Source organism: Mucilaginibacter sp. GW822-FHT03E02, from assembly GCF_058801545.1.
Genome location: NZ_JBXANJ010000001.1, coordinates 5,145,172 through 5,166,989 on the forward strand (window position 1 = coordinate 5,145,172; position 21,818 = coordinate 5,166,989).

The following is a 21,818-nucleotide window of genomic DNA, read 5'->3' on the forward strand; positions in this document are numbered from 1 at the left end:
GATGACCAGAACGCTGAAATTTATTACCGCTACGTTTATTTGTATTTTTTTGCTCCGGCTGGCGGCCTCCGCGGGTACCGAGCCCTATGAAAATTTTATCAAGGGCAAGATCAAACGCAACGATACGCTGATCGTTAAGGACGAAAAGTTCAAGAATGCCAAATACAACTGGAACGATATCACCAATATTTCGGTGAAGGACTTTATCGCCCTGCGCATTACCGACGAGGCTTTACTGACCAAAGATTTCAGCTGCCAGCTTAAACTGAAGGTGGAATACCTGAGCTCCCCGGACCAGCTGGTACCCGAGGTTAAAAATATCGGGCTAAATGTCAATTATTCGGTAAAAAAAGGAAGCAATTATAAAATAACCGATTCCTATTCATTTGCCAATGCTTATTGGGTACGGGTGATTGTGGAAAATATCTACAGCCCGGAATACGGGAACGACCTGCCCGCAGCCTTCCTGCTGAGCAGCCATATCGTGATTGACCGCCAGTACCTGTTTAAACCGCACCAGGTTATTAAACCAAGCGCCGTTTTGGTTAGCGGTGCGGATAATACAACCCAATCCACCTCCTCAGCTTCGTCCTCACCGGGCTTTTCATCTGCCATGAAATCAAAGCTGCTGATGAGCCTGAAAACGAACGCGCTTACAGCAGGTACCGGTACCGGATTAGTCAATGGAGGTAACCAGCTGCAGCTGACCTGGGCCGTCATTACGGGTGCAGAGGAATACGATATCGAATGGACTACAGTCAATAACGGCAACCCTTATTTCAGCACGGTACAGCAGATGGCCGCCGGTACGGCGGGCAATGTCAGCCCGGGTATCCTCGGCAAGCTTTTCCTGCACAATGCCTCCAGGATCACCACCCATGACCAGGCTTACCTGCTTTCCCTGGTTTATAACGACGATTATATCCTCGTGCGCATGCGGCAGGTGCAATACGCCGCGGACGGCACGCGGCTGCTCGGTGACTGGGATTACCGCCAGGATAACAACAGCTACGCAGCATGGGCGCTCAACTGGTATCAAAATAGCCTGAACTGGCAGTATTCGGCCAGTTTTGCCGAGGAAGGCAAGAAAAAAGAAGTGGTCAGCTATTTCGACGGCTCGCTCCGCGGTCGGCAGACGGTAACGATCAACAATTCCGATAATGTCGCGGTCGTACAGGAGAATATTTACGACGAGTTCGGCCGTCCGGCGGCCAGCATCCTGCCCGCGCCCGTCAAAGAGAGCGGGACCGGCAATCCTTACCTGCATTATTTCAAAGATTTCAACCTGAACGCGAACGATTCGTCGTATAACGCGGCCAATATTAAGGGCGCGGTCCCGGCGGCTTCCTGCGAGTTCAACCCCGACCCGCTGAAGACCTCCTCCGGCGCTTCGCTGTATTATTCGCCCCAGAACCCTTTTATGGGCGATAAGAACTATAATAAGTATATCCCCGACGCCGAAGGTTTTCCATTGTCCGTCAATGAATACACCGCGGATAATACCGGCCGGCTCAAGATACAGGGCGGCGTAGGAAAAATCTTCCAGCCGGGCAATTTATACCCGAGCAAGACCACGAAATTCTATTACGGGAAGCCCGAGCAATGGGAGCTGGACCAGCTGTTTGGCAACGATGTAGGCTTTGCCAGCCATTACCTCAAGAATATGACCGTCGACCCGAACGGGCAGACCAGTATCAGTTATGTCAACGCCAGCGGCAAGACCATCGCCACCGCCCTGACCGGCCCGGCGCCTGCCGGTATGGATTCGCTGAGCTCTATCGTTCCGGCGCAGTACAAGGCGATCAACCTGCTTGACCAAAGTAAATTCACGTTTGATAATTCGGCGCTTAAAATTTCGGCGAACACGACCTACCTGGCCCCGGTTAACGGACCTGTAATATTGAATTACAACATACAAAAGCTGGTTGACCAGTATCCCGGCGGAGCGAAAGCCATCTGCAGCAATTGCTATTATGATCTCCGTATCAAAATCGTCAATGACTGCAATACCGTGATCTATGCCAACACCACGCCTATACAGATCGGCTCCAAGACCGCCGACTGTAACGGGCAGGGCATGGCTACGGATTCCATGCATGTTACTTTCCCCGCGATCGGCGAGTATTATGTCAGTTTCGAACTGGCCTTCAGTAAGACCGTAATGGAGGATTATGTCGACCAGTTTGTGATCAAAGGACAACAGAACGGCGCGCTGAAAAAGGAATTCGGCTTTATCCTGCCCTACCTGGACAGCATCGATTTTAAAGGCTGCCTGAGTGACTGTAAAACCTGTGTGCAAACCCTGGGCGCCAAAACTGATTTTACCGGGCTGTTTGCCGCCCGTTTGAAGGCGCTGGACGTGGATTCGGCCGACGTGGCAGGTTCCGTTTTTCAAACCTGGGTAAACGCCAAATACGATTACCTGAAGTTGTATTGTGATTCCCTGGCGGCCACCTGTAACCTGCATCCGAGCGTTTCCCCCTGCGAACAGTACGAGACCCTGATGCTGGCCGATGTTTCGCCCGGCGGTCAATATGCGTTGTTTGATAAAAACGGCGTGGCGCTGGAGCAGGTTACTAATGTGCTCTATACCAACTGGAGGACCCAGTTCCCCGTGCTGGCCGGTACAGACAGCCGCTACCAGGATGAACTGATCACCCTGCCCGACGGCACGGTCACTTCGCCGTACGATGCGTCCTTTACCCTGCCGCAACTGGTACACTACTGGAAAGACAGCTGGGCGGCCAGGTTCCTGCAATACCACCCCGAATATTGTAAACTACAGTTTTGTATCGCCAACTCGGCCTATAAAAGCTGGGACCAGCAGGTGCAGGACAATATCGCCAAAACGGCCGACATCAGCACGATCCCCGGCGCACCTGCGAATTTTCAATATGACCATGCCAACGCGGCCTGGCTGCTGAATGCCGACCCTTTTTTCCAGGCGGACGGGCCCGGGGCAGCACTCAAAAATGCGATGCAGGCCGACCTGCTGAACTATTCGCTGAATGTAGCCGGTAACCAGGCCTCGACGACAAAAGGGCTTACCGCATTTATCGACTACCTCCTGTATTGCAGCGGCAGCCAGGTCAGCACCAACACGCTGAACGACCCCAGCAACAGCTGGGACAATTGTTCGCCGGTGAGCTCCTGCCGCGTTCCGGACCGGGAGTGGAGCAGCTATAAAGAACTTTATTTTTCCCTGAAAGAGGTTTATTATGAAAGGCTCCGGGCGACAACCACCTGTGCCGGCGCCTGCCCGGTCGGTACCCCATTGGCCATGCCGCCGAATAACCCCTGCCCGGTACCGTCTGATTTTACTATAGCTACCTATTCCGCCGTGGACGGCCCGCCAACCAGCCAGTGCCCGGCACCGCAGCAGACGATTTCCCTGTCTTATGTACCCGGCAAACTCGGTACTGCGGTTACGGTAACCATCGCCTATCCCGCGGGAACGGATATTTCCGGCCTGCAGACCGTGTTCCAGTTCGCGGCCGGACAAGGTCAGCAGACCTTCTGTATCCCGGAACATATCCCTGTGCAGGGTTTGAGCATCCAGTCGATCGTTTGCCCGGACTGCCTGGCCAACCCGCTGCTGTTCAATTCCTGGAACAACGCGCATATTGTACAAAAAACCTACGACAGCAATAACCAGCTGACCGGGACCACGACCCTGCAGCCAGGCAGCGGCTCCTATTTCTATGGTACGCTCACGATTAAGCCGGACAATACCTACGACGTAGCCGGTAACATCCATAACTATTCCGCCAACTGGGAAATGGACCCGCACTGCAGTTTCGCCCTCTACAGCAACGGCGTAAAATATACGCTGTACAGCGTGACCGATCATCAGCTGGTGCTCGGCCACCGCGAGGGTAATACCGAGGAAACCTGGTATTTCGACGGCACGGCGGACCTGACCAGCTGCAGTAACCCCGTCGTGGTGGAGGCCGTATCGGTAGCAGGTAATAACACGTACTTCAGCGGCACCTTCCCCCAGCGGCATTTGCTGACCGTGGCACCGGGAACTGCAGGCAGCCAGCCTGTTTTTAACGGTACCAACGCCCTTGGCCAGGCTGTCGCCGCGACCGCCACGTTCTATACCTGCCTGAGCATCCACCAGGCCAATAATACCACCGTCAACCGGCAGAATGTCTGGCTGTTCGACATGGTCTACGACGCGGCGCCGAACAGCTGTCCTGCGGTACTGCTTGTCAAAGAATCCCGGTTTAACGAAATAAACCGTAATATGATTACCGGCGATGTAACCAGCGAGGTACAGCAGAACAAAGACCAGGCGGTGCAGCAGGTGCAAAGCTCCTGCGAAGCCAATGCCGACGGCTGGATGGCCGCCTTGCGGCCCGGCCTGACCGGTTACGCCACCGCGGATACCACCGCCCTTCGGGCGAAACTGATCGAGATCTGCGCCGCGGGCGGCGACCTCGACCATCCTTTCGGCGCCAGTACACTGCCCCCGGGCCGGCTGTCCGCCTCCGGCTACGCCAGCTTCGGCGATGCGATCAAAGGGACGCTGCACATCGGCAGCTTCAGCAGCCGGCTCAACCCCTGGCTGATCGGTTCGCCCTACCCGTATGCCGCGAAACAGCAAAGCAGCCCGATGAGCATTTCGGCCAGCAGCAGCGATATCTGCGACCGCCTGCAGCAGTTGCAGGGACAAAAAGACGCGTATAATACCGCACACAGTAGTTCCCTGTCGCTGTTTGATTACCTGAGCCAGCTGTATGGCGCAGCCATGAACTTATCGGCAGCAGACCTCGCTACCCTGCAAAACTCCTGTACGCAATGCCGGTTTTTATTGGCCTACGATATGACGCTGCCGGTGTTTATGCAGCCGGGTACCAGCGGTTGCGTAATGTCAACCGATTACACGGCGGCCAAGGCCGACCTGCAAACCCGGTTTGCAGGCGGGCTGGACACAACCGACGCCAATTACCGGCTGATCTTTGCCAATTTTATGAACCAGCGCTGGGGTTTCGTGTTGACCTATGACCAGTACATGGATTACGAAACTTCCCTTGCTGCCAATCCCGGCAAAACGCTTTGTAACCAGGTGGGAGCCGCGGCAGCGCAGCCGGTCAATACCTTTGACTGCATCGCCGGGCAGATGGCCGCCGAAGTCGCCAACGGTAAACGGGATTACCTGGCCTATATCGAGGAACAAAAAAACCTGTTCCGGGCCAGCTATATCAGTACCTGCTCCGCGGCCCGGGCCAACCTGAACCTGTTCGCCGCCCAGAAAGTATACCACTATACGCTGTATTACTACGACCAGGCGGATAACCTCGTGCGGACCGTACCGCCCGAAGGCGTTTCTTTACTGGATGAATCCGCTTTTCCGGCGGTTGACAATTACCGGCAGCAATTCGCCGTCGCGGCAGACTATGACGTGTACGACCATGCGATGGTCCACACCGACAAACCGGCCGCGCTGGATTCCCTGTCCAACATGCTGGCCGCCAGAGATACCGCAGGCCGCAGTATCGAAATGTGGTTCTATAATAATCACCAAAATGGCAACCAGTTGGTGGCCACCACGCCCGACCACAAGATCCTGTTCCAGACCTGCGTCCATGACACGCTGATGAGCGTGGATGTGTATAAGCTGGATTCAGCCGCTACCAATTCAGTGTCTGTTTTGGCGGCCAGCCATTATACCGTGAGCGTGGCCAAACAAACACCCTTTACCAACTGGCAGCATGTTGTGCTGACCAGTGGCAATTTTTTAACAGATACGATTAAAGCCTATTATAACGGTAAGCTGATGCCGGCGGTGTCCGGTGCGCCTTATGCGGGCTGCGGTCTGAATATCGGCCCCGGCGGCCTGGCGGCCAATGTGCCGGATAATTTCGGCACGCTGAAGCACCTGCGAATGTATAACCGGATCATGGATTCGGCAGAGGTTTACCATAATGCAACCAACCCCTACTTCCTGCCGACCAATGACACGGCCATGTACTGGTACCGGGCCAATATCCCGGACCCGAACTCCGTCACTTCCATCGATAACCTGAATACGGACGAGTTCGCCTATGCCCCGGTATTCCCGAACCACCGGATGCCGACGACCTATGCCTACAACAGCACTAACCAGGTCAACAAGCAGCAAAGCCCCGATGGCGGCATCAACCGCTATTGGTACGACCTGCTCAGCCGCCTGGTCACCTCGCAGAACGACAAACAGCTGCCGAATAACGACTACAGCTATACCGTTTACGAACCATTGGGCAAGATCACCGAGGTCGGGCAGAAAAAGCAAACTGCCGTCAACATGGGGAACCCGGATTACCTCAGCGACAGCACCTATAACGCCTTCCTGGCCGCCGGTACCAATGTGCAGATCACCAATACCTATTACGACGTGCCTGCCCCAACGGGCAACGGCATCCAGTCCGTCAGCCAGGATAACCTCCGCAAACGCGTCGCCGCGTCCGCCTACCGGGATACCCAGGCCGGACCCGTACAGCAGGCGACCTATTATAACTATGACCTGGACGGTAACGTCAAAACGCTGTACCAGCAAATTGCCGGCCTCGAACTTAAACGGATCGACTATGAATACGACCTGGTAAGCGGCAAAGTGAATTTTGTCAGCTACCAAAAGAACCAGCCCGACCAGTTTTATTATGATTACCGGTACGATGCCGAAAACCGCCTCACCGAAGCCTGGACCAGCCCGCTGGCCGATATCAACGCCACCGGCAGGGGCAGCCAGCTCGATCCTGACAAAAAACGGATGGACGCCTCCTATCAGTATTACCTGCACGGTCCGCTGGCCAGGTATGAGCTCGGCGATATCAATAACAAGGTGCAGGGTATCGACCATGCTTATACCCTGCAGGGCTGGGTCAAAGGGGTAAACCGGACCGTGAACGGCGCGCAGCCCGCCCTGACCACCGACATCGGCAACGATGGGGCCAACGGCGTCGGCCAGGACGCCTTCAGCTATAACCTGTATTATTACCCGAACGATTACAAACCCATCGGCGGGGTCAACCCTTTTGACAAGGTACTGGAGACCCAGCCCGATTTTTACCCGCTGTATAACGGCAATATCGCCGGTATCGCCCAAAGCCTGCCCGCCATCGGACAGCCGCCGATGCTGAATACCTATCGGTATGACCAGCTGAACAGGATCACGGCCAATACCCCGCACCAGAACACGCTGCCGGGTACCCTGACCGCCTACGACGGCATGAACGAACGGTTCAGCTATGACGGCAACGGCAATATCAAAACCGCCTTCCGCCAGGGCGACGTTTTTGCCGCCCCGAAAGCCATGGACGACCTGTCCTATAACTATAACCGCGACGGCAACGGCAACCTGGTCAATAATAAATTAAGGCATGTCAGCGACGCCGTACCTTACAACAGTGCCGGTAACCCGCAGGACCTCCACGACCAGGTCACCGATAACTACCAGTACGACCTCATCGGCAACCTGACCAAAGACCAGCAGGCCAGTATCTCTAACATAGACTGGACCGTTTACGGCAAGATCAAAGCCATCACCAAAACCGAGGGTCCAAACATCGCCTATAACTACGACCCTGCCGGCCAGCGCGCCAGCAAAATAGTCAACGGGATCACCACCTGGTACGTTAGGGACGCCCAGGGTAATGCCATGGCCGTTTATGACAATAAACAAAGCCAGGTCAACTGGCGCGAACAGAACCTGTACGGCAGCAGCCGCCTGGGAACCTGGGAACCCAATGTGAACCTCAGCAACAACAACAACGCTGCAACCGTTTGGGATACCATCGGGCACAAACAGTACGAGCTATCCAATCACCTGGGGAATGTGCTGGCCACAATAACCGATAAACGGTTAGCCCATAGCACCAACGGAACCACCATTGATTATTATGAACCGGAAGTTACCACCGCGCAGGAGTATTTCGCTTTTGGTGCGCTGATACCAAACAGAAACTACGATTTAGGAAAAGTATATCGATATGGCTTTAATGGGAAGGAAAATGATAATGATATAGGAAAGGGTACGGGCGGTGAGCAGGATTATGGAATGCGGATATATGATCCGAGAGTAGCTAGATTTTTGAGTGTAGATCCTATTGCAAAATCTTATCCTGAACTAACACCATATCAGTTTGCTTCCAATAGGCCGATCGATGGTATCGATTTGGATGGAAAGGAATATTTGGGGCTAAACGAGTCTCGGATAAGGATAGACGGTTACAGGGTTTCGCTAAATCTTGCGAATTTTAATCAAGTCACACAAAACATTTGGAACCTTGCTGCTCAAGATCAGAAGAATTGGTCGGACTATACGGTTGGACTCTCGAAGGATGTAGGTGAATTGGACTTTTTTCCACTTTTTCAGACTAGCCCAGATGGCTATATACATATGGATAGGACTACAAATAGCTACGGAATCGATGCATGGGTAAATCCCTCACAATTCAAAATAGAGAACCCGATTAATTCCTATGGGGTGGAAGATCAGAGATACACGGTTAAGCGTGATCCAATCGGGCTTTCAAGCGGGAAAGGGTCACGTGCTACGGCCAAAGGGTTTTTAGCATTTGATGTAATTAACTGGGGACTAGAACAGTTTGCAAACTATAAAACGGGCGAAGACCGCCAATTGATAGAGGAACACAAGTCACTATTGCTGAATAAAGTGTATCGTGATATTGGAATAGCAATCAACAAAGGATTAGTACCATCCAAATACCAAAATAATAGTAGTCTCGGCGATATTGCAAATGTCGTACTTACTGGTATAAATTTAACAGATGACCAAGGTATCTATGATACCGGAATGAAAATTGTGAAACAAGTTTCAAAAAATTTAAGAACATATAACGGTGCACATAAACGATCAGCGTTACCAAAGAGAGATCATACTTACACAGAGAAAAAAGTTTCAAGCAAACCAGCTGCTGCTAGTGAATAAAGAATAGCATTAAAAAGTATTCTTGGTAAAGTCTATTTTAAGGCTATCGGATAACAAAGTCATTTTACTTTGCTGACCATGTGATGTTTCATGAGCACCTTCGTAGTTTATGATTTGGAAGCTTTTATTAAAAATATAATTTTTCGATTCGATCTTTATGTACATAAAATTTTCTTTTATATAAATGGACCAAATACCTTTGTTGTATATCGAATCTTCGAGCATAGGTCGCGAAACGGGTAAAAAACAGGAATGGTCCTTGTTTAATAGCAATGCCGGTAAAATTAAGCGTTGGGAAATATTAGTGCCCTTAGTGTAATAAACTTTATCTATTTCCCATTCTCCGTAAAATTTTTCGTCAGAAACCCAGTTGATGTTATTGCAACTAAATAATAGGATAGCTATGATTATTGATAAAGTGTTTTTCATACGATAGAATGATAAGTAATTAAATGGAAGTTATTATTTGTGCTTACAAATATAAAATAGAAAATTTCAAAAATATTTATGGATAAGTGATGGGATTTTCAAAGATGAAATTGTTTAAGAAAAAGTAAAATTGATTCCCGATCAAAATCTGGATAAAAAACGCGCAGTACTAAACAAATATTAAACTTAATCCGCACAACAAAACAAAGATGTGGTTTATTTATTTGATGATTAATTATATAAAACAAAAACAATTTATTAAACGAGATAAAGATATCCATAGATTTTCAGTCAATCTATATCTTTATTGCTCAGTTCTTTATTATAATGACGTATCCCCCTTGATTAATTTTTTTTCCGACGGTGCTTGTGGCTTTAACTTCATAATAAAATACACCAAACGGCACCGCCCGCCCCTGATACATCCCATCCCAGCTTTGATTAATATCATTTGATTCAAACAACTCCTGGCCCCAGCGGTTGAAGATCCGGATATGATAACTTTTGATATTCGTGATCGTCACTTTAAAGGTGTCGTTAATGCCGTCGCCGTTTGGGCTGAAGGCGTTCGGGATGAAGATATAGTTGTCCTGCTGGATGATGGCCAGGTTCGCTTTGCTGACCGAAGAAAAGCAGGAATTGTTCTTGGTTGCAGTCAGCTTCACCGTGTATTCCCCCTTGTTGTTGTACGTATGCCCCGGCTCGCTTTCCGTGGAAGTGCTGCCGTCACCGAAATCCCAAAGATAGCTATCTGCATTGACCGACCGGTTTTTGAACTGTATAGCCAGCGGGCCGTAAAGCGCCGTCGTGTTCGACGGATCGGTATCAAAGGCGGCAACAGGGCTGGGTAGGGGAGCGGGAAGTTCAATGCTGGCTGCCGCGCTGCTGCACTGGTTGTAAGTGACCGACAGGTTATAGGTGCCGGCCACTTCACTGCCCGTAACCGGTATAACCGCCACCGTCGAATCCGACCGGAAATTATTGGGCCCCGTCCAGTGATAGCCTGTACCTGCGGGTTGTTGGGCGCTTAACCTCGCGGTGTCGTTCAGGCAATAAGCAGGCTTGCTCAATTGGATCTGCGGCAAAGAAGGGGTAAAGCCAACCGTGATCTGTTTGGTGGCGATAACCTGGCAGCCGCCTGCGGACTGCGCCGTAAGCGTAATCGTCTTAACACCCGGCGTAGCGTAAGTAAGCCTATGCGGCCCCGGCGTGCTGGCCGATGCCATGCTGGCCCCCTCGCCGAAGGACCACTGGAGCGTTTCGTAACCCGTGGACAGACTGCTAAAAGTATACGCCTGCGCAGCCGTACAATCATTGCTGCCGCTATAGGCGATCACCGGCCTCGGGCCCACGAATTCCCCCGTGCCCGCTTTACCCGCCTGGTCTGTAAAGGCGAGCGTAAAACCATTGTTCCCGCTCGAAAAATTATTGACCAGCAGGCCATACACATGGCCCGCCTGCATCGTGATAAATTTTACTTTACCGTTTTGCCCCTTGCCGCAGCCTGGCGGCTCAGACAGGTCCGTCTCTTTGAAATCCAGCCCCGTTTTAAAATAAATGCTGTCCCCGGGGCAGTCGATATTGTCAACCCCATAGCCCGCTTTGCAGCGGATGGCGTTGACCGCTTTCACATTGGCGCAGTCCCCGGTGGTACCCAGGTCAAAAAGCACCCAGTCGATATCATCATGGATGCTGTTGGGGGTGATCGTAAAGACCAGCGTGCCGTTGTTGGCCGCCTGCCATTTGTACCAGACACTGTTGGATTCGGAAGTGAGCCCGTCGGCGTTGAGACAGGTGCCCGCGGCTTCGTTACTGTTCGTCCCTGCACCGCTGACATTACTTTGCGAAATGGCCTGGGTCGAGCAGAGGTAGGAGGCCGTCGCGCAGTCCTGCCCGGCCTTGAGCACCGGGTTATAGTTGTTGAGGCAGAGCTGGAAACTGCCCGTTGTTTTGTTCTCCCCGCTAACGGCGATAAAATACGTGGCCCCGGTGACCAGGCCGCCCTTGTAGAGACTGGTCACGTTATTCTCGGATATACCCGTACCCACCAGTTCCGTACCGTTACAGTCGCTGTAGATCCGGATAACCGGGGCTAACAGCGTCCCGCCGGAGCCCTTTCCGCTCACATTGATGTTAATATCCGCGGCAATGGCCACAAATTTAAACCAGCTTGTTTTTTCGGTATTATCATTGCTGAATTCCGTACTGCCGGAACAATAGGAGCTGACCTCGCTCAAAAGCCGTGCATTACCGCAATCGGCACCGGCCTTCAACGCAGTGATAACGAATACGATAACCCATAAGATGGTTGTGACTGGCCTCGGCAACATATTTTTTGAAGATAATAAAATATGCCGGAACGCAAATCCGTTTTTTTGAATTTAGCCTGTCCGGACGAAAGTGATTTTTCGCCTAAGTCACCAGGAGGACAGCGCGGTACGCTATACTAAATAGACAGTACCCCTCACTTTGCCGGGCTGTCAGCCGCCAGCCTGCCCAGGCCAGCCTCAAAAACACCGTATTTGTCCTGGCACCTGTCCCCGTACAATACCCGGAAGCTGGCGATATCAATGGTATCGATTACCTTTCGCCCCTGTTCGTCATCGTTGAGCTTATGGTCCCCGTAATAGGCCCAGCGGCTGTCCCGGGCAATACCCCCGCTGCTGGGATATAACACCAGGTGCCGGTAGTCATTGGAAGGGATTCTGCGATCCTGGTTAAAATAGGATACGCCGTCGGTTGTCCACCTGTCCCAGTCATCTTCACCCGAGGGGTAAACGAAACGAAAATTTTTAACGGATGCGACATGCAGTGGATTCGTTTTATAAAATACGTCCCTGCCATCCGTGGTATAATAGGTGGAGATGACCCGGAAATTCCGCCCGTTGGCCGTTTTAACGGGCGTGTCTTCGTAGTAACCCCGGAACTTGTCACGCGCATAAAAATTACCCAGGGATTCGAAAGAAGCCGCGTCAGCGCCGGGGACCGGTACGCCCTGGAAATAGGCCTGGCGCCGGTCCTTACCGTAGGAATTACCTTTCAGCTCCCGGAAGCTCTGCGGGTCTGCACCTTTAACAGCACGGTCGCGCCTGCCGGTCAGTTCCTCTTCGTACACATAGTAAACACTGTTCCCGCGTTTAATGTAGTTATTACAACTATCCCAGCCCAGGAAAACCAGGAAAAGAAGAATAACAGGTATAGCGGCTATTTTGACTTTGCCCATATCGCGGCTGTTGAATTCATGAACGAAATTAACATTATTTGCGGAATTTTCCCCATATAACCGAAAGGGGCAGGGCTGCCTGCTTTATGGTTTTTATAGTAAATAATACTATCATTGTAAAAAAGAGTAACCCTTATGTCAGCCTCATCCAAGCTATTTCCTTCCTGGGAAAAAATTATCACTGAACTCGGCGAAAATGTCCAGATGGCCAGGCTCCGGCGGAAATTAACTTCCGAGCAGGTCGCCGACCGGGCCGGGGTCAGCCGCCCCACTGTTTACCGGATCGAACAGGGCGAATACACCGTGTCGATCGGTAATTACCTGAAGGTGCTCGCCGTCCTTAACCTCGAGAATGACCTGCTGCTGGTCGGGCGGGATGAGACCCTGGAACAGCAACTGCAGGAACTCGGGATGGAAGTGAAAGAAAGGGCTCCGCAACACAGTATCAAACGATAATATGGACGGAGAAACACGGAACCGAAAGGTTTTTGTCTACGCTGACTGGCCGAAAATCCGGAAGCCGGCACTGGTAGGCACCATGGACATTGCTAACGAGTCCGGGCTGGAAAGCCTGACCTTCGCCTATGCCAGTACCTGGCTGCCGGTTCTGTTTGCCCAAATCCTGGACCCCGAGCTGCGCCTTTGCCAGGCCGCACTGCATGTGCCCGGCAGGGACAGCCAGGGCCCCGGCCTGTTGCTGGATTCCGTCCCGGGGAGCTGGGGCAGGCTCCTGATGGACAGGAGGGAGGCGCTGCAGGCCGGAAAGGAAGACCGGCAAGCCCGGCAGCTGACCGATATTGATTATTTACTCGGGGTGAGCGACCACGCACGCGCCGGTGGCCTGCGGTTTAAACCCGGTTCCGAAGAACCGTTCTGTAATGATATGCAGGGCGCTACCGTTCCTACCCTTGCCCAGGTAAGCGTACTCGCTGAAGCCAGCCTGCTGCTGGAGAAAGGCAGCAGGACCCCCCCGGAACTGCTGCTGTCAGCCGGCATGTCCCTGGGCGGCACCCGCCCCAAGGCCGGTTTTGCCGATGAAAAGGGCGCACTCTGGATCGCGAAATTCCCGGCCCTGGACGACCGGCGGGATATCGGCGCCTGGGAAATGGTGGCCTATGAGCTCGCTATCGCCTCGGGCCTCCGGATGTCCGAATCGCGGGCCCTGTGCTGCGCTTCCGGCAAACATATTTTTCTGACCAAACGTTTTGACCGGAACCCTGTCGGCCGCCGCCTCCATTTTTCCTCCGCCCGGACACTGCTCGGTTATGCGGGAAGCCTCCCCGGTGGTACCGACCGCCTGAGCTACCTCGCACTCGCCGAATTCCTGGCCAGGAACGGGGGAAGCACCGACCGGGACCTCGAAGAACTCTGGCGGCGGATCATGTTCAGTATTTACATCAGCAATACCAATGACCACCCTGGTAACCACGGCTTCCTGCTGGACGCCTTTGGTTGGCACCTGTCCCCGGCCTATGACCTGAACGCCGAAAGCGGCGGTCAGGGACTGCACCTGAATATTACCGGGGATGATAACACCCCGGACCCCGAACTGGCCCTGCGAACCGCCGGCCTGTACCGCCTGACCGCCAAAAAAGCAAACGCCATCCACGGGCAGGTCCGGGCAGCCGTTAAAACCTGGCGGCAGGCCGCCCATAAGTACGGCATCCCGCAGGAAGAAAAGGAACTCATGGCGGGCGCATTTTTAACGGTATAAACAGCCCGGCTCCATCGCCTCAGGCCATATCTCTGAGCAGGGCCGTCCTGACCATCTGCATGTCTTTACCCATTTTGGCATAGAGGTCTTCATACTGCGCGCACATGTCAAAAAGCGCCAGCGCATAATCCCCGTATAAGGCTTCCTTTTCGGTTTCAGCCGCATTTTTGATCTGGTGAGCAATATCCAGAAATTTCAGGTACCGCTGCTGTGAACGGGCATTCGCTTCGATCACCTCGTTATGGCTGAGCGTAACATCGAAGTAGAGGCCGATGAGGTTAAATTTCCAGTTTTCCGCGTCCAGCTTTGCAATATAAGCGTTCAGCCGGGCCAGTTCTTTATTCAGAAACTCCAGGCTCGATTCCGACCTCGAATCGTTCCAGTTCTTCCAGTGATCGATATTCTTCTTGATCACCGCCATTTTCTCACCGGTCATGTAAAAGAAGTTTTCGCCGATCTCGGTCTTTTTTGCACGGTAAAGGCTCCTGGCCTCGTTGCGGTACTTTCTCCTGTCGGTGAAAAACGCAAAAGTCCCCGTGATGATTTGCGTCAGCAAGGCGCCCGCCAGTCCGGAAAACGCGCTGACTTCGATAAGTGTACGGGAATCTGCCATCGCTGTTGATTTTTTCAAAATTAACAAAAATCATTTTTATTTGCTAATAATATTAGTAATTTTATGCCTGGATCAAACAGGAATGGAAGCATACAGGGTACATATAGAAATCGGGTTCACGACCGTGGAGGTAATTGAACCGCCGTTTAAAATGAGCGTCATCAAGGGTATGAAGGCCGCGCCCGGAACGGGTACGGCTTTGATGGAGGCCGTGCTTTACCGGGAGGAAGGCTTGTTCGTCGAGCATTGCCGCTACCTGTTTGAAGCGCTCGGACGGGATAACCGGCCCGTCAGCCGGGTTTCCGCCGGGGACTTCAGGGCAGCCATCGGCTTCTTTTTCCGGTCGGTGCTCGATACCGAATACTACCTGGCTTCGGTGCCCAAGGCGTCCAGCCTGTATGGGCAGGACCAGTCCCAGCCAGCACCCGCTGTTACCGGGGCGCTTTAAGCCCGGCAGCATCAAAAGTCCACGGCTTCTTCAAACACAGCCACCGGCCGGTAAAACCAATTTTCACGTTGACCTGCGGGTTCAAAGGCCGGCCTGCGAAACCACAGGTATCGTCATTTTTTTTCACATCCCTGCCACCAACTGTGCTCCCGGGCCTGATACCGGTGCCGGCAGGGGGCGGTTCAACAGCGTGATTTTACCCCGGGGCTCCGGGCCGGCTTATCCGGCTCCTGCCCGCTGGGAGCCAGCTGGTGCTGTTTAACTCCGGGTTTAAACAGTGTTGCTGAAAATGGCTTAATAATACATAATAATTAAACCTTTTACTGCGGGTATTCGTATAAAGACTTTATGATGTAAAGCCACCTCTTACCTTATACCCAGAGTCTATGAGCGCCCGTTTCATTTGTCTTTATTTATCACTTGCCCTGGCGCTGCAGAATAACCGTGTTCTCGCGGCCCTTTCTATTTCTTATTCGCCCTCAACCAATGTGTACACGACGGGTACGACGATTACGACCCTGACACCAACGGTTTCCGGCGGGACGGTTGCCGCCGTTAGCTTTGGAACAGCCGCCGCACTTAGCGGCGCTACGTTAAACAACCCGCGGGGTATAGCCATCGACGCTTCTGGCAATATTTATGTAACCAACAGCGGTAATAATACCATCAGTAAATACAATGCCGGCGGCACCTACCTGGGCACCTTTGGGACGGGCGCAACCCTGTCTTTTCCCAAAGACCTGGTTTTTGATTCCTCGGGCAATGCTTACGTGTTGAACTTGGGTGCAACACCTGGTACCGGCAGCGTGTTTAAATACAATTCGGCGGGTGCATACCAGTCTACGATACTCAGCGGCTTGAATTATGCTTTAGGGCTTACTATGGACAATTCAGATAACCTTTACGTTGCCGATCAGGGCGCTGTCACGGTAAAAAAGTACAGCACCGGCGGTGCGCTTTTACTATCGTTACCTACTACTAATTTAAGCACTCCGCTTGGTGTAGCGGTGGATGCATCGGGTAATATTTATGTGTTAAACAACGGTTCCGGGAACGTCACCAAATACAACGCTGCTGGGACATTTCAATCTACTTTCCTGAGCGGCTATACTTCCGCGCAGGCCATTACCATTGACGGCGCCGGGAATTTCTACATTAGCGACAATGCAACGACCAATACCGTCTACGTTTATAATCCGGGCGGCACCCTGCTGACCAGCAAAGCGATCAACGACCCTCAGGGGATGGCCGTAGACAGCAAGGGCGTGCTGTTTACCTCGGCCTATTTTAGCAACGTGATGAATAAAACCACCCCAACCGGCGGCTACTTTCTGAGCGCCGCTTTGCCCGCCGGTTTGAGTTTTAACAGCAGTACGGGCAGTATCAGCGGTACGCCGGTGGCGGCCATGGCGGCAACGACCTATACGGTCACCGCTTATAATGGCGCCACGGTGGTCAGCACGACGGTGACCATTACGGTGAATCCCACTGCCCCCACAGGGGCCGGCGGCTCCACCTGCGGCACGGGTACGGTACTGCTTTCCGCTTCAGGAAGTTCACCTTCCGGCGGGACGTATAACTGGTATGCCGCCCTCACCGGGGGCTCATCACTGGCGGCGACTGCCACGTTTACTACGCCAACACTAACCGCCACCACCACCTATTACGTCAGTTATACCCAAAACGGCGCGACCAGCACGCCGCGTACGGCGGTAACGGCTACGGTCAATGCCGCGCCGGTCATGGCGACTGCACCAACCGGCCCGACGGCCAACCTGTTCCTTTCCTATTCCTTTAGCGGGAATGCCAATGATATCTCGGGTAACCTTAACAATGGCGTGCTTCAGAACGCCCCCGTGCTGGCTGCTGACCGGTATGCGGCCGCAAGCGGCGCCTATACTTTTAACGGCTCCAGCCAGTATATCGCCACATCGTTGCCCATCGCCACGAATCCGCAGCTGTTCTCCATCAGTGTCTGGTTCAAAACCAGCTCGGCAGGGGGGAAGCTGGTCGGTTTTGGCTCGTCGCAGGTGGGCTCCAGCGTTACCGCCTACGACCGGCATATTTATATGAACAACAGCGGGCAGCTCTACTTTGGCGTCAAGCCTTCCACTACTTATAAAACGATCAATACAACAGCGTCCTACGCTGACGGCGCCTGGCACCATGCCGTAGTCACGCTGTCGTCCACGAACGGGGCCAACCTGTATGTCGATGGCGCGTTACAAGCAAGCGATGCCACCATGACATCAGCCGGATCATATGTTGGTTACTGGAGGGTTGCTTATGATAACTTAGCAAGCTGGCCAGGCGCCCCGGCCAGTTATTTTTTTAACGGCTCTCTGGATGATATCGCTGTTTACAAAACCGAGCTGACCGCCGCGCAGGTGTATACGTTATACGGCGCCGGCTGCGCCCCGGTATGCCCCGGCAGCACGCTGACTTTTCAGGCCAACACGGTAAGCGGGGCCACCTACGCCTGGACAGGCCCCAACAGTTTTACATCAGCCCTGCAAAATCCCACCATCGCCAATGCCGCCGCAGTCAACGCCGGTACCTATGTACTGACGGTAACCGGCTCCAATGGCTGCACATCACAATTAAACGTAACCGCAACATTGAGCAGTCTGCCTTCGGCCACATTTACGGCAACGGCGTCGGTGAATACGAATTCGAATGCCACCATTACCTATACCGGAACAGACCCTTCTACCTCTACGTACAGCTGGGATTTCAATGGCGGCAGCCCCTCCACCGGCACGGGGCAGGGCCCGTTTTCGGTACAATGGACGACAACCGGCACCAAAACAGTCACCCTCAATATCACCAATGCGGCGGGATGTACATCCTCCTCCACGCAAAATGTGACCGTCGGCCTGGCCACTTACGGCAATTACGCTTTCGGGGAAACCGTCACGTTAAACACCACTTCCCTCGGGATTACCTCCAATCTGAGCAATTTCCCGGCCCTGCTGAGCATCCAGGATAACAACCTGATCATTGCCAATACCTGTACCGACAAAGTTCAAAATCCCAACGGCCCCAATTATGATTTTGCCTTTGTAAGCGGCGGCAGCGAACTGTATTACCAGGTCGAAAGTTATAACCAGACGACCGGCACCCTGCTGGTTTGGGTACAGATACCCTCTTTAACTTATGCGGCAAACAATACCATCACATTTTATTACGGGTCCAAATCGCCCACGGTTACCCATAATACCGCGTTCTTTGCCAATACCTGGGCGAGTAACTACCTGGCCGTATTTCATTTTAACGAGGCAAGCTATACCGGTTCGGTGGCCGACGGCACCGCGGGCGGGCATACCGGCACGACCAGCGGGATGACTTCTGCCGACCTGGTTACCGGCAAAATCGGTACCGCTTACAGTTTTAACGGCTCCAGTAAAAAAATCACCACCAATGCCGTTTCGGTTACCGGGCCATTTACACTATCGGCCTGGGTCAAATTGGGCGCGACTGGCCTGGATCAGAAAGTCATGACCAACCAGGATGCCAGCGGTTATTCCAGCGGGGGGTACAAGATGTCTGTTTTTACAACGAATATCCCGGAATCTGAAGGGGGCGTCGCGGCCAACAGGAGCAGCACGCCCAATCCAACGCCCTTTACCACCGGGGTGTGGCATTATATCCAGAGCGTCTATACCGGTTCCACCCTGAGTACTTATGTCGACGGAACGCAATATAAAATTTTAACAACCAGTACCAACCCGACCGGGAACACCAACATGTACATCGGCGTTGGCGAAGGGGGGACCGGCTTTTATTTTAATGGTATCATCGACGAGCCGCGGGTATGCAATGTGGCCAAAACCGCCGACTGGCTGAAAGCGGAATACGGCAATCAAAACAGCCCGGCAACATTTACGACGGTTGGCACCACCATCACCAATACCACCAACGCCGCGGCGATACCGGGTGCGCTGACTTATACCTATAAAGGGGTTACAAGTACCTATACTGATGCCAGCAACTGGGATAATACGACTGCCGGAACAACCAACCAGGCGCCGGCCTTTGATGGTACAGCTACCCTGGTCATACCTACAGGAATGAACATTGCCATTAATTCCGATGCTGCTGTTTACGGGCTTACCCTAAGCGGCACAGCTACCGTAAGCCTGAGCGCCAATTTAAGTGTTGCCTGTAATATTTATAACCAGGGCACCGGGAAAATAGACTGGAATAATTTAAACACCTCAAAAATAACCTGGAACGGAAGCAGCACCGCGCAAAGCTATAATGGTGCAACCTCTACCGGTTACGCCCACGTAGGCACGATGGAACTGAATAATTCGGCGGGCGGGACAGTAACGATCAACAGCGATACCCTGGATATTTACAGCGAGCTCAAAATCACCAAAGGAAACCTCGCGGTGGCGTCCGGGGCCATCATGGTACTTAAAAGCGGCAGCTCGAAAACCGCGTCTGTTGATGCGATACCCAGCGGCTACAGTATTACCGGCAACGTCTACGCCGAACGATATTTTAAGGCAGGTACCATCGCCGCCAATACCCGGAACTACCGGATTTTGTCCTCGCCCGTCAATACGGCAACCGGAGTTTATAACCTGGCTTACCTGAATACCAATTCGGGGGTATTCTCGGGCGTCATGACCGGTGGGCCCACCGGAACAGGCGGCGGGTTTACCGTGACCAATACCAACCCCTCGGTTTATTTATACCGGGAAGATCTGCCTGCCAGCAATTCGACCTTCAATTCGGGAAATTACAAGGGGCTGACCAATATCCTGGGCAATACCCTTTCCTATTACACCGGAACCGGCACCACGACCGCGACCACAACCCTCCCGGTAGGTAACGGCTACCTGTTATATTACATTGGGAACAATGTCAGTAATGTGAGCTCTGTCACCGCACTGAATAAACAATATCCCTACGGCGGCAACTTTATCGACCCGGATGCCTCTACGTCAGTCGCGGTTGGCACCCTTAACCAGGGCAGCATACCCGTAAAACTATGGTGGAACAGCAGCACCACCCTGAGCAAAGTCCAGACCGGGTACAACCTGGTTGGCAACCCTTACGCCTCATCGATTGACTGGGATACGTTTTCGCAGAGCAGTTCAACCAATGGTATTTACGGTCCATCAGTTTCCGCCACCATGTATGTGTTTAATTATACCAGTAAAAACTTCGGTGCTTACACGGCGTTAACATCCGGCGGGATCGGCACCAACAACGCCACGCGCTACATCGCCAGCGGCCAGGGCTTTTTTGTGCAGGCCACCGGATCAGGCGCTGCATTAACCTTTAACGAAGTCGCCAAAACTACCGTACAGCCTAATTCGCTGGGCAACACCTTGTATTTACTGATGGGGCTCCCTAAGGAAACCAAAACACAGCTCCTGCGGGTGAAACTAGCTGCCGACCAGGTGAATACCGACGATATCATGATCCTTTTCGACCCCGATTCGAAAAATGAATATGAGCCGTTTCATGACGTAGACCGTTTAAAAGGTATCGGGAATATATCTACCCTGGCCAGTTATGGTAGCTTAAGTTCAACTATGCTTTCCATTAACCGCATGCATGCGGTTGATTCGGCAACGCGGATTAAGCTGTACGTGAACGTAACCAATTCCAAAAACGCCGATACCCTGTCGGCAACAGGCTTTGACTCCCTTGATCCCCGCTACGATGTTTACCTGATTGACCACTACAAAAAAGATTCGCTCTTTTTCAGCAAGTACCGCCAGTATTTGTTTAATATTGATAAAACCGATACTACAAGTTTTGGCGCGAACAGGTTTGAACTGGTGTTTCATAAAAAGGCATCCTATAACTACCGCCTGCTTGGATTCTCGGCCAGGATCGTAAAAGAAGGGGTACTGCTAACCTGGAAAACGGAAAACGAAGGAAACCTGACCGGGTTTAACATCGAACGAAAGGACGGTTCGGGCGCCTTTGTTTCGTTACAATCGATGCAAAGCAACGGGAGCGGCGTGTATACCTATCTGGACAGGTCGCCCGCCGCCGGTATCAACTATTACCGTTTGCAGCAAGCCGATCCTTTCGGCGCTGTTACCTACAGTAAGGTGATAGCGATAAATACCCAGTCCAATAACAGCTACAGCGATCCGCTTACCCTGTACCCCAACCCGGTATCAACGCAATTTACCATCAAGATAAATACAGGTATACCGGCCAAAGTTTTATTGCGCGTAACTAATGCTATAGGCCAAACAGTAATTTTCAGGGAATCCGATGGAAATAATATACAGCAACCGGTTACCGGCCTGGTACCCGGAAGTTATATTGTAGAAATTACCGATAAAGCGACCAGGAACCTGGTCGGTACAAAAAAGTTTATCAAAAGATAGGGCCGGATAGCAAGTAAAGCAGCATGCCCTGTACACAGCATGGGGGGGATTTGGCAGGCCGGCTAGTTCTTGAACAGCCACCTGCTCAACTAAA

At 52.5% G+C, this 21,818-nt stretch carries 8 protein-coding genes; 5 read left to right on the forward strand and 3 right to left on the reverse strand.

Going from position 1 to position 21,818, the window contains the following annotated elements; genetic code table 11:
- Position 1: 1 nt before the first annotated feature.
- Positions 2–8,935, forward strand: coding sequence for an RHS repeat-associated core domain-containing protein (locus tag AC1RM2_RS21390; protein ID WP_492987194.1), 8,934 nt, complete (start codon positions 2–4; stop codon positions 8,933–8,935).
- A gap of 740 nt (positions 8,936–9,675) precedes the next feature.
- Here the strand turns inward: AC1RM2_RS21390 and AC1RM2_RS21395 are convergent.
- Complete coding sequence (locus AC1RM2_RS21395; RefSeq protein WP_492987195.1) at positions 9,676–11,637, reverse strand: PKD domain-containing protein; 1,962 nt, start codon at positions 11,635–11,637, stop codon at positions 9,676–9,678.
- A gap of 191 nt (positions 11,638–11,828) precedes the next feature.
- Positions 11,829–12,587 (reverse strand): DKNYY domain-containing protein, encoded by a 759-nt coding sequence (locus AC1RM2_RS21400; protein WP_492987196.1) that lies wholly within the window; start codon positions 12,585–12,587, stop codon positions 11,829–11,831.
- Between the two features lie 135 nt (positions 12,588–12,722).
- Here AC1RM2_RS21400 and AC1RM2_RS21405 point away from each other — a divergent pair, with 135 nt between their 5' ends.
- Both AC1RM2_RS21405 and AC1RM2_RS21410 read left to right on the forward strand, forming a co-directional pair.
- On the forward strand, positions 12,723–13,043 hold the full coding sequence (locus AC1RM2_RS21405; protein ID WP_492987197.1) for a helix-turn-helix domain-containing protein: 321 nt from the start codon (positions 12,723–12,725) through the stop codon (positions 13,041–13,043).
- A 1-nt stretch (position 13,044) separates the two neighbouring features.
- Entirely contained in the window at positions 13,045–14,301 is a 1,257-nt protein-coding gene (locus AC1RM2_RS21410; RefSeq protein WP_492987198.1) for a type II toxin-antitoxin system HipA family toxin, read from the forward strand.
- A 19-nt stretch (positions 14,302–14,320) separates the two neighbouring features.
- On the opposite strand, the gene AC1RM2_RS21415 is transcribed toward AC1RM2_RS21410, so the two are convergent.
- Entirely contained in the window at positions 14,321–14,932 is a 612-nt protein-coding gene (locus AC1RM2_RS21415) for a SipW-dependent-type signal peptide-containing protein (protein ID WP_492987199.1), read from the reverse strand.
- A gap of 64 nt (positions 14,933–14,996) precedes the next feature.
- Here AC1RM2_RS21415 and AC1RM2_RS21420 point away from each other — a divergent pair, with 64 nt between their 5' ends.
- Both AC1RM2_RS21420 and AC1RM2_RS21425 read left to right on the forward strand, forming a co-directional pair.
- Complete coding sequence (locus AC1RM2_RS21420; RefSeq protein ID WP_492987200.1) at positions 14,997–15,362, forward strand: hypothetical protein; 366 nt, start codon at positions 14,997–14,999, stop codon at positions 15,360–15,362.
- A gap of 386 nt (positions 15,363–15,748) precedes the next feature.
- Positions 15,749–21,724 (forward strand): DUF2341 domain-containing protein, encoded by a 5,976-nt coding sequence (locus tag AC1RM2_RS21425; protein WP_492987201.1) that lies wholly within the window; start codon positions 15,749–15,751, stop codon positions 21,722–21,724.
- Positions 21,725–21,818: the final 94 nt, after the last annotated feature.